Below are 10,000 nucleotides of genomic sequence, written 5' to 3'. Positions count from 1 at the left end.
TGCTCGAACAGCTGCTCAGCTGGCGCTGACTCACCAAAACTGTCCATGCCAATGATTTTACCTGTCAGACCGACATACTTGTACCAACTGTCTTTGATGCCCGCCTCCACAGCCACACGTTTAGTGACTGAAGATGGTAATACAGCCTCACGGTACGCTGCACTTTGAGCTTCAAACACATCAGTGGACGGGACTGATACCACACGAACTTTACGACCTGTCGCTGTTAACTGATGATAGGCCTGTACCGCAAGTTCAACTTCAGAACCAGTAGCAATCAAAATCAATTCCGGAGTGCCTGCGGAATCCAGCAACACATAACCGCCTCTACGAACATCAGCCAATTGCTGTGCTGTACGGGGCTGTTGCACCAGATTCTGACGGGTGAAGATTAAAGTAGTTGGACCTTCAGTACGCTCAATAGCGGCCTGCCATGCCACAGCCGACTCCACAGCATCACAAGGACGCCAGTTCATCAGGTTCGGCGTCACGCGCAGCGAAGCGAGTTGCTCGACCGGCTGGTGAGTTGGGCCGTCTTCGCCCAAGCCAATAGAATCATGAGTGTAGACAAAAATAACACGCTGCTTCATCAACGCAGCCATACGCACAGCGTTTCGGGCATATTCCATAAACATCAGGAAAGTAGCACCATAAGGGATAAAACCACCGTGCAGAGCTATACCATTCATCATGGCGGACATGCCAAATTCGCGCACACCGTAATACAGGTAGTTGCCGCTGGCATCTTCTGCAGTGACACCTTTAGAACCAGACCAAATCGTCAGGTTAGAACCCGCTAAATCGGCTGAACCACCTAATAATTCAGGCAATAAAGGACCGAAAGCATTTAAGCTGTTCTGAGAGGCTTTACGGGTTGCGATAGACTGAGGATTATCCTGCAGATGCTGAATATAGGCAGCGGACTTCTCTGCCCAATCTGCTGGCAAATCCCCCGCCATACGACGTTTAAATTCAGCGGCCAGTTCTGGGTAAGCTTTGGCATAAGCAGCGAAGCTGTCATTCCAGCTCTGCTGGGCAGTCGCCCCTTTGGTTTTGCCGTCCCACTCTTGATAGATGTCTTGTGGAATAACAAAAGGAGCATGCTCCCAGCCTAAATATTCGCGCACTGCCGCAATTTCTGCATCACCTAAAGGTGCGCCGTGGCAGTCGTGTGAGCCGGATTTATTTGGAGAGCCATAACCTATAATAGTTTTGCAACAAATTAAGCTTGGTTTGTCTGTAACAGACCGGGCTTGTTCAATCGCAGCTTTAATAGCAGCCGCATCATGACCATCCACACCAGCAATCACATGCCAGCCGTAGGATTCAAAACGTGCAGGTGTATTGTCAGTGAACCAACCTTCCACATGACCATCGATAGAAATACCGTTGTCATCCCAGAATGCGATCAGTTTGCCTAATCCTAAGGTACCAGCCAGAGAACAAGCTTCATGCGACACACCTTCCATTAGACAGCCATCACCTAAAAAAGCATAAGTGTGATGATCAACAATGGCATGGCCTGGTTTATTAAACTGCGCAGCTAACGCTTTTTCGGCAATAGCCATACCAACTGCATTGGTAATGCCCTGGCCTAATGGACCTGTTGTAGTTTCAACACCAGGTGCATAGCCATATTCAGGATGGCCTGGAGTTCTTGAATGCAATTGGCGGAATTGTTTTAAATCTTCAATGCCTAAATCGTAGCCAGAGAGATGTAACAGAGAATACAACAACATAGAGCCGTGGCCGTTCGACAATACAAAGCGGTCACGGTTGGCCCAGCTCGGGTCCTGTGGATTGTGAACTAAATAATCGCGCCACAACACCTCAGCAATATCTGCCATGCCCATAGGGGCGCCCGGGTGACCTGATTTCGCTTTTTGTACTGCATCCATACTTAAAGCACGAATGGCGTTAGCGAGTTGTTTACGAGATGGCATCTTCTCTCCTGCTTGATTAACTTTATATGACTTTGATCCAAGGGGTGGGGTTACCCGTATTGTTGCACTGCTCTTTTTGTGTTTATTCGATTTGGCGGCTCATAGGGTGAACACTGTTTTTACATGGATACGGCAAAGCTGGGCTTATTTTCACAGAGCATCAGGTAAATCGCAAATTTTAATCCAAGCAATGCAAAGTTTTACTGCCCCCTGCCGATACATTTTCAATGTTTTAGCATTAAAGACGTCCGGGCGGCAGAAAGTTCTGGCAATGCCCTAAGGCTTTCACTAAAATAGCCGCCCCAAAATACAGCGCCCAGGCGCGATAACAACCAACATGTGGAATACGTAAATGGCACAACACATTTTTACCTCTGAATCTGTTTCTGAAGGACATCCGGATAAAATCGCTGACCAGATCTCTGACGCGGTATTGGATGCCATTTTAGAACAAGATCCAAAAGCCCGTGTTGCTTGCGAAACCTTCGTAAAAACAGGCATGGTGTTAGTAGGTGGTGAAATCACTACCTCAGCCTGGGTCGATATCGAAGAGTTAACGCGCAGCACCATCCGTGACATAGGTTATGTGCATTCAGATATGGGCTTTGATGCCAACTCGTGCGCTGTGTTGAGCGCTATTGGTAAACAGTCACCAGATATCAATCAAGGTGTAGATAAAAAAGACCCAAGCGAACAAGGCGCCGGCGACCAGGGCTTAATGTTTGGTTATGCCAGTAATGAAACTGATGTATTAATGCCAGCTCCTATTACCTACTCTCACCGTTTAGTGCAGCAACAAGCCAAAGTGCGTAAAGATGGCACATTGAGCTGGTTGCGTCCTGACGCTAAATCTCAGCTGAGCTTTGTGTACGAAAACGGCAAACCAGTAGGCATTGATGCTGTCGTATTATCAACCCAGCACTGTGACACTATCTCTACTACCGATCTGCGTGAAGCGGTAATGGAACACATCATTAAGCCAGTGTTACCAACAGAGTGGCTGAGCAGCAAAACCAAATACTTCATTAACCCAACTGGCCGCTTTGTTATTGGTGGTCCTATGGGTGACTGTGGTTTAACTGGTCGTAAAATCATTGTAGACAGCTACGGTGGTATGGCTCGTCACGGTGGTGGTGCTTTCTCTGGTAAAGACCCATCCAAAGTTGACCGCTCTGCCGCTTATGCTGCCCGTTATGTGGCAAAAAATATTGTGGCCGCAGGTTTAGCTGAACGTTGCGAAATTCAGGTGTCCTACGCTATTGGCGTGGCTGAACCTACCTCTATCAGTGTAGAAACTTTTGGCACCAGCAAGTTAAGCGAAGATCAACTGATTGCTCTAATCCGTCGTCACTTCGATTTACGCCCTTATGGCCTGATCCAGATGTTGCAGTTAGAGCGTCCTATTTACCGCGCTACCGCAGCTTACGGTCACTTCGGCCGCAATGAATTCCCATGGGAAAATACTGACAAAGCTGAAATTCTGCGCTCTGAAGCAAAAATCTAAGTTTTTGTTTTCATACGCAGAAAAATAACAAAAGGAGAGCATAGCTCTCCTTTTGTTATTTACGATGTCCGCAAAGCACGCTAAGGTAAATCGGATAAAAAACAGTCACAGCAGATGACCTGCAACAACAACACGGAGTATCCATGACGTCCAGTGCCGTAAAAACTTCCTGGCTCAATCGCAGCCTCAATGCCATAGAACGTATTGGTAATAAACTGCCAGACCCCGCCATCTTATTTGCCTTACTGATGTTTTTTGTCTGGGGATTATCCTGGGCATTATCCGGGGTCAATTTTGCTGACATAGATCCCCGTACAGGTCAGCCTTTTCAGGTGAAAAACTTACTGGATGGCGCAGCCTTTGCTGATTTTATGGCCAAAATGGTCAGCACTTTTGTCAATTTCCCACCTTTGGGCGTAGTACTAGTGGCTATGCTAGGTTTAGGTGTTGCCGAATACACAGGTTTTATCAATGCGGGCCTGCGTGGCATCCTGGCTGTAACCTCAAAGAAGCTGCTGACTCCAGTATTGATAGCTGTCGGTATTTTAAGCCATGTCGCAGTGGATGCGGGGTATGTGCTGGTGATCCCATTGGGAGCGGTTATTTTTTATGCAGCAGGCCGTCACCCGCTTGCTGGCATAGCGGCAGCTTTCGCCGGCGTTTCCGGAGGTTTTGCAGCAACTTTGTTTGTCCCCTCAAGCCTCGACCCCCTACTTGCGGGTTTGACTCAGGCGTCAGCCCGCTTATCAGCTGACCCTGCTGCCGCTAGCCTGGTAATTAATCCGCTGAATAACTACTACTTTACAACAGCCTCAGTGCTACTCATTGTGATAGTCGGTTGGGTACTGACTGACAAGTTTGTAGAACCCCGCCTGCAGCAAACACAAATAGACGGCGATCCGGAGCAGTTGCCTTCGATGGATCCGTTGAATGACAAGGAGCGCAAAGGCTTACGTTACGCCATGTTGTCCATGCTTATAGCAGCCGCAGTTTTAGTGGCGGCAGTATGGCCAGAGAACTCGGCCTGGCGTGCCAGTACAGGTGAACTCACAGCGGCATCTGCCCCTCTGATGCAATCTATTGTAGGTCTGATATTTGTATTTTTTCTGATCCCAGGCATAGTTTATGGCTATGTTTCAGGCAAAGTGAAAACCCATAAAGACGTAGTACAAGGCATGACCAAAGCCATGAGTGGCATGGGGTACTATATAGTGATGGCATTTTTCTGCGCTCAGTTTATTTTTGCCTTTGGTCAATCCAATCTGGGGGCTTTGCTGGCGATCAAAGGAGCGAACTTTCTGCAACAAATGGCCTTTCCTATGGCGGTCAATCTGGTGGGTCTGGTGTTGCTGACCGCAGTGGTCAATCTGGTGATAGGATCAGCTTCTGCCAAATGGGCTCTTATCGGGGCGGTGTTAGTCCCTATGCTGATGCAACTGGGGGTTTCACCTGATTTAACTCAGGCCGCTTACAGGGTCGGTGATTCGTCAACAAACATCATTACGCCACTGATGCCCTATTTCCCGTTGATCGTGGTGTTTTGCCAAAAATACGTAAAATCAACGGGCATAGGTACTCTGGTAGCATTGATGTTGCCCTATTCAATCACCTTATTAATTTGCTGGACCAGCTTTTTGATTTTGTTCTGGATGGTGGGATTGCCTTTAGGTATAGGTGCCAGCTACATCTATCCGGCCCCTTAACTCTTAGCTGCACTTAAAACCCGGGCTTGTGATACAGAAGTTGTATCACAAGCCATACCCAGCCCAGCTTTTGCCTGTTACCATAGACACTTTAAACTGTGCTTAAGAAATTAGTGTTATGCGTATTCCCAGAATTTATCAGCCTGGTGTTATTCCTCTGCAACAGGATTTTGCCTTAGCCGAAGACGGTGCTAATCATATAGGCCGTGTGCTCAGGATGCAGGCTGGCGACGAGCTTTGTTTATTTAACGGCGACGGCCAGAATTATCAGGCGGTGATTACTGCAGTTGAAAAAAAACAGTTGTTGGTTAAGGCCATTGCTGTTTCGGCTAACCCGGTGGAATCACCGCTAAAACTGCATTTAGGCCAGGGCATTTCGCGTGGCGACCGGATGGATTTTGTCATTCAGAAAGCAGTGGAATTGGGTGTAACAGAAATCACCCCACTCTTTACCGAGCGTTGTGGTGTCAAACTTGATGCTGAGCGTCTGACCAAACGCACAGAGCAGTGGCAAAAAATTGCAATCGCAGCTTGCGAGCAATCTGGCCGCAGTGTAGTACCAGTAGTACATACGGCATTGCAGCTCAACAAATGGTTGGCACAAGAGACAAAAGATTTAAAGTTAACCTTGGATCCCTGGACTTCAGACTCCATTAAGACCATAGCAGGCAGTCAGACTATTCGTTTAGTGATTGGTCCTGAAGGTGGTTTTACCGATGCAGAAGTTACGCAAACCAAAGAAGCAGGTTTTATGGCGGTTCGTTTAGGACCCAGGGTACTGCGCACAGAAACAGCAGCTTTAACTGCCATTAGCGCCTTACAGTTACAATTTGGTGATCTGGCCTGAAGCAGATCCAAACAGGAGTGAAGATGATTAAATTAGGCATAGTGATGGACCCTATCGCGGACATCAATATCAAAAAAGACTCCAGTTTTGCCATGTTATTGCAAGCTCAATCCCGTGGTTATCAGCTGCATTATATGGAAATGAACGACCTGTATTTAATAGAAGGACAGGCCCGTGCCCGCAGCCGTTTACTATCAGTACAGCAAAACGGTGAGCACTGGTACGATTTTGGCGGCACCCAGGATATAGCCTTATCCGATTTAGATGTGATCTTAATGCGCAAAGATCCGCCTTTTGACACTGAATTTATTTACGCCACCTACATTTTAGAACGGGCAGAAGACCAGGGCACTTTGATCGTCAACAAACCGCAGAGCCTGCGTGATGCCAACGAAAAACTCTACACCAGCTGGTTCGCCGAACATACGCCAAAAACTCTGGTGACCCGTGATGCGGCACGCTTAAAAGCCTTTTATCAGCAAGAGCAGGATGTGATCTTAAAACCTCTGGACGGCATGGGTGGCGCTTCGATTTTCCGTTTAAAACCGGACGATGCTAACGTCAGCGTCATTATCGAAACTCTGACTGAACATGGCAGCCGTTATGCAATGGCACAAAAGTTTATTCCGGAAATTAAAGACGGCGACAAAAGAGTACTGGTGGTCAACGGCGAGCCAGTGCCTTATTGCTTAGCCCGTATACCTGCCAGCGGCGAAACACGCGGGAACTTAGCGGCAGGTGGCCGTGGTGAAGCCCGGCCTTTAACTGAAAGCGACTGGGCTATAGCCCGTGCCGTAGGCCCTGCCCTCAAAGCAAAAGGCCTGATTTTTGTCGGCCTGGATATTATTGGTGACAGACTGACGGAAATTAACGTGACAAGCCCAACCTGTATTCGCGAAATAGAAGCGGCCTTCCCGGTCAGCATTACCGGCATGCTATTTGATCAAATTGAACTACTGTTAAAGCAGAATCAAACCGGAGCAGTGGGAGCCTAGATGGATAATTTCCAGAATCATTTATTGATAGCCATGCCAGGTCTTGAAGATCCTATGTTTAAACGCAGCGTGACCTATATCTGCGAACACAATGCCGAAGGAGCCATGGGTATCGTCATTAATCATCCTATGCCGGTGAAGGTGACTGAACTATTAAGCCAACTGCAAATTGAGCATGATACCCAAAGTAAAGCGGCAAATGCACAGGTCTGTGCCGGGGGCCCAGTGCAAAGTGACAGAGGTTTTGTGCTGCATACGCCAAAAGAAGGCTATACCAGCAGTATGAGATTGAATAACGATCTGATGGTGACGACTTCCCGGGATATCCTGGAGAAACTCACCACAGAAGATGCACCGGATAAGTTTATTCTGGCGCTGGGTTATGCCGGCTGGAGTGCCGGGCAACTGGAAAAAGAAATGGCAGAAAACAGCTGGCTGATGATACCAGCCGACAATAACATTATTTTTGAAATGAGCCATGCCGAAAAATGGCAAGGCGCAGCTCATGCTATGGGCATTGAAGTCTGGCAACTAAGCCCTGAAGCAGGTCACGCCTGATGAGTACCAGCCTGACAGTGTTAGCTTTTGATTATGGTTTAAAAAGTATAGGCGTGGCCGTAGGTCAAAGCATGACAGGCACGGCCACAATGCTCAAGGCCCTCAAAGCCCAGGATGGCACTCCAAACTGGGATCAAATCGAAGCCTTGATCAAAGAGTGGCAACCTAAGCTTTTGGTCGTGGGTTTGCCATTAAATATGGATGGTACTGAACAACCTTTTACCGCCCGCGTGCATAAGTTTGTCAATCGCTTGCATGGTCGTTATGGCCTGCAAGTGAAAACTCAGGATGAGCGTCTGACCACAGTAGATGCCCGTTCCCAGCTGTTTGCTGAGGGTGGATTTAAAAAACTCAGTAAAGATCTGGTCGACAGCTTGTCAGCCAAACTGATTCTAGAAAGCTGGTTTGAAAACGGCGGCGCTTATGGCGATTAAAGCGGGTTATTACCGTCACTACAAAGGTCCGTTATATCAGGTTTTAGCTTTGACCCGACATAGCGAAACTGATGAAGAATTAGTGCTATACCGCGCTTTATATGGCGATTTTGGCTTATGGGTACGGCCGCTGGACATGTTTATTAGCAATGTCGAAGTGGCAGGTGAATTGGTACCTCGCTTCAGTTTTGTGTCTCAGCAACCGCCTGCAGAACTGGCCGACCTGTCTGTTCCACCTTTACATTTTGATCAGTCAGCCCCGCGACAAATTTAGCCCTGTCTATTGTAAATAAAGTCAGACATAACAGATTTGCCCCTGCCTGGGGCTTTTTGTTTTTATATATCGCCTTGATAAAACAAGTACTTGTGTCTAAGTTCAGAACATAGCATTTAAGGCGAAACGACATGGAATCAAGTTCTGAACTCAAAGCTCTGGCGCTGGAAGCGCTCAGCCAGGTCTTGCCAACCGGTATTGCAGTGCTGGATAAGTCTTTTAAATACGTCAGCATTAACACTGTACTGGCTGAGTTTAATGGCGTACCTATAGGTCAGCATTTAGGTCGCACCGTATCAGAGGTGTTACCAGAGCTGGCAAGCACCATCATGCCGCTACTAGAACAAGTGCGGGATACAGGCAAAGCCATCCTGAATTTCAGTGTAATTGGTGACGACACAGATAGCCAAATGCAGCCTAATTGGTCAGGTTCTTACATCCCACTTTTTGATGGCCAGCAGCAATTCTGTGGTGTCGCTGTGGTGGCACTGAACAGAACAATGGATTGGTTTGTGCAACAAACCAGGAAAAACGATTTAGAACGCCTGCGAAAAATACTCGATAACATGTTTACTTTTGTCGGTATTTTATCACCTGACGGCACCTTGCTTGATGCCAACAGACCTCCGTTGGAGCTGGCGGGTATTACGCTGGAGCAAGTCCAGCATAAAAAGTTCTGGGACTGCTTTTGGTGGCAACATGATAAAGCGGTAGCCAGCCGGATCATGAAAGCTGTGCAGGATGCCAGAAACGGTATTGTCAGCCGCTTTGACACCACAGCTCAGATGAAAGATGACATCATCATCATAGATTTTATGCTAGCCCCTGTGTATGACGACCACCAGCAACTCAGCTTTCTGGTGCCTTCGGGTATTGAAATAACCAACAGAAAACGTAGTGAACAAGAATTACAGGATAGCGAAACCCGATTTCGCAGAGTCTTCGACAGCACAGCCGATGGTCTGGTTTCTATTGATTCTCAGGGCTTGATTACACTTGCAAATACCAGAGCTCTACAAATGTTTGGATATGAGGCTGGCCAGTTAACAGGGAAACCCATCGAAGTCTTGTTACCTGCCAGGTATCAACAGCATCATCCTGCGTTACGTCAGGGCTTTATGCTTGCTCCCACCACCAGACCCATGGGGCAACACAGAGAACTCTATGCAAAACGCAAAGACGATACCGAATTTCCGGTTGAAATTGGTTTGACTTACCTCGAAGGTGATAAAAAAACCGCTGTGCTGGCCACGATCACCGATGTGTCGACCGCTAAAGCGGCTCAACACAACCTGCAGGCAATAATTGATGAAAAAACATCGCTACTGGCAGAACGCACTTTGTTACTGAATGAAGTGCACCACAGAGTGAAAAACAATCTGCAAATAGTGTCCAGTTTGCTCAGTTTACGCTCAAGGGGAGCAACACCTGAGCTGAAACAAGTACTGCTTGAAAGTCAGCTGCGTGTTCGTACTATGGCGCTAACCCACCAGTTGCTTTATGAAAAACGTGATTTCGCCTCTGTTCCTCTGGCGAACTATTTGCGACAACTCTGCCAATTAGTCAGGCAAACCCTAAGCAACACCGACTTTATCAGTTTTGATTTTAAACAGATGGATGACGAAATAGTCCTGGCACTTGAACAGGCTATACCTTGTGGCTTGTTAGCCACAGAAATACTAACGAACAGCATCAAGCATGCTTTTCCAGGTCAACAAAAAGGCCAGGTCATACTGATGCTG

9 protein-coding genes are annotated in these 10,000 nt (G+C 47.5%); 8 read left to right on the top strand and 1 reads right to left on the bottom strand.

The features are described from left to right. On the bottom strand, positions 1-1,943 hold a 1,943-nt coding region (tkt, locus tag LDL40_RS02385), incomplete at its 3' end, for a transketolase (protein ID WP_300993433.1). 352 nt (positions 1,944-2,295) lie between these two features. Between tkt and metK the strand changes: the two genes are divergently transcribed. The 8 genes from metK to LDL40_RS02345 form a co-directional block, all read left to right on the top strand. Continuing rightward, complete coding sequence (gene metK, locus LDL40_RS02380) at positions 2,296-3,447, top strand: methionine adenosyltransferase (RefSeq protein WP_300993431.1); 1,152 nt, start codon at positions 2,296-2,298, stop codon at positions 3,445-3,447. A 143-nt stretch (positions 3,448-3,590) separates the two neighbouring features. After that, a complete protein-coding gene (locus LDL40_RS02375) occupies positions 3,591-5,150 on the top strand; it encodes an AbgT family transporter (RefSeq protein WP_300993429.1) in 1,560 nt (519 codons plus the stop codon). Positions 5,151-5,268: 118 nt separating this feature from the next. Then, a complete protein-coding gene (gene rsmE / locus LDL40_RS02370; protein ID WP_300993427.1) occupies positions 5,269-5,997 on the top strand; it encodes a 16S rRNA (uracil(1498)-N(3))-methyltransferase in 729 nt (242 codons plus the stop codon). A 23-nt stretch (positions 5,998-6,020) separates the two neighbouring features. Continuing rightward, positions 6,021-6,992, top strand: coding sequence for a glutathione synthase (gshB, locus tag LDL40_RS02365; RefSeq protein ID WP_300993425.1), 972 nt, complete (start codon positions 6,021-6,023; stop codon positions 6,990-6,992). Then, positions 6,993-7,550 carry a YqgE/AlgH family protein gene (locus LDL40_RS02360; protein ID WP_300993423.1) on the top strand — a complete coding sequence of 186 codons (558 nt, stop codon included), beginning with the start codon at positions 6,993-6,995 and terminating at the stop codon, positions 7,548-7,550. It begins immediately after the preceding gene. Then, entirely contained in the window at positions 7,550-7,984 is a 435-nt protein-coding gene (gene ruvX / locus LDL40_RS02355; RefSeq protein WP_300993420.1) for a Holliday junction resolvase RuvX, read from the top strand. The genes LDL40_RS02360 and ruvX overlap by 1 nt, the downstream gene beginning before the upstream one ends. Next, entirely contained in the window at positions 7,974-8,258 is a 285-nt protein-coding gene (locus tag LDL40_RS02350) for a DUF1653 domain-containing protein (protein ID WP_300993418.1), read from the top strand. The genes ruvX and LDL40_RS02350 overlap by 11 nt, the downstream gene beginning before the upstream one ends. 131 nt (positions 8,259-8,389) lie before the next feature. Further along, positions 8,390-10,000, top strand: a 1,611-nt coding sequence (locus LDL40_RS02345) for a PAS domain S-box protein (protein WP_300993417.1), incomplete at its 3' end; no start/stop codon positions are given.

Source organism: Rheinheimera sp., from assembly GCF_020217005.1.
Taxonomy (GTDB): Bacteria; Pseudomonadota; Gammaproteobacteria; order Enterobacterales; family Alteromonadaceae; genus Pararheinheimera.
The sequence above is the reverse complement of the archived record's forward strand: the minus strand, read 5'-3'. Positions and strand labels throughout refer to the sequence as shown.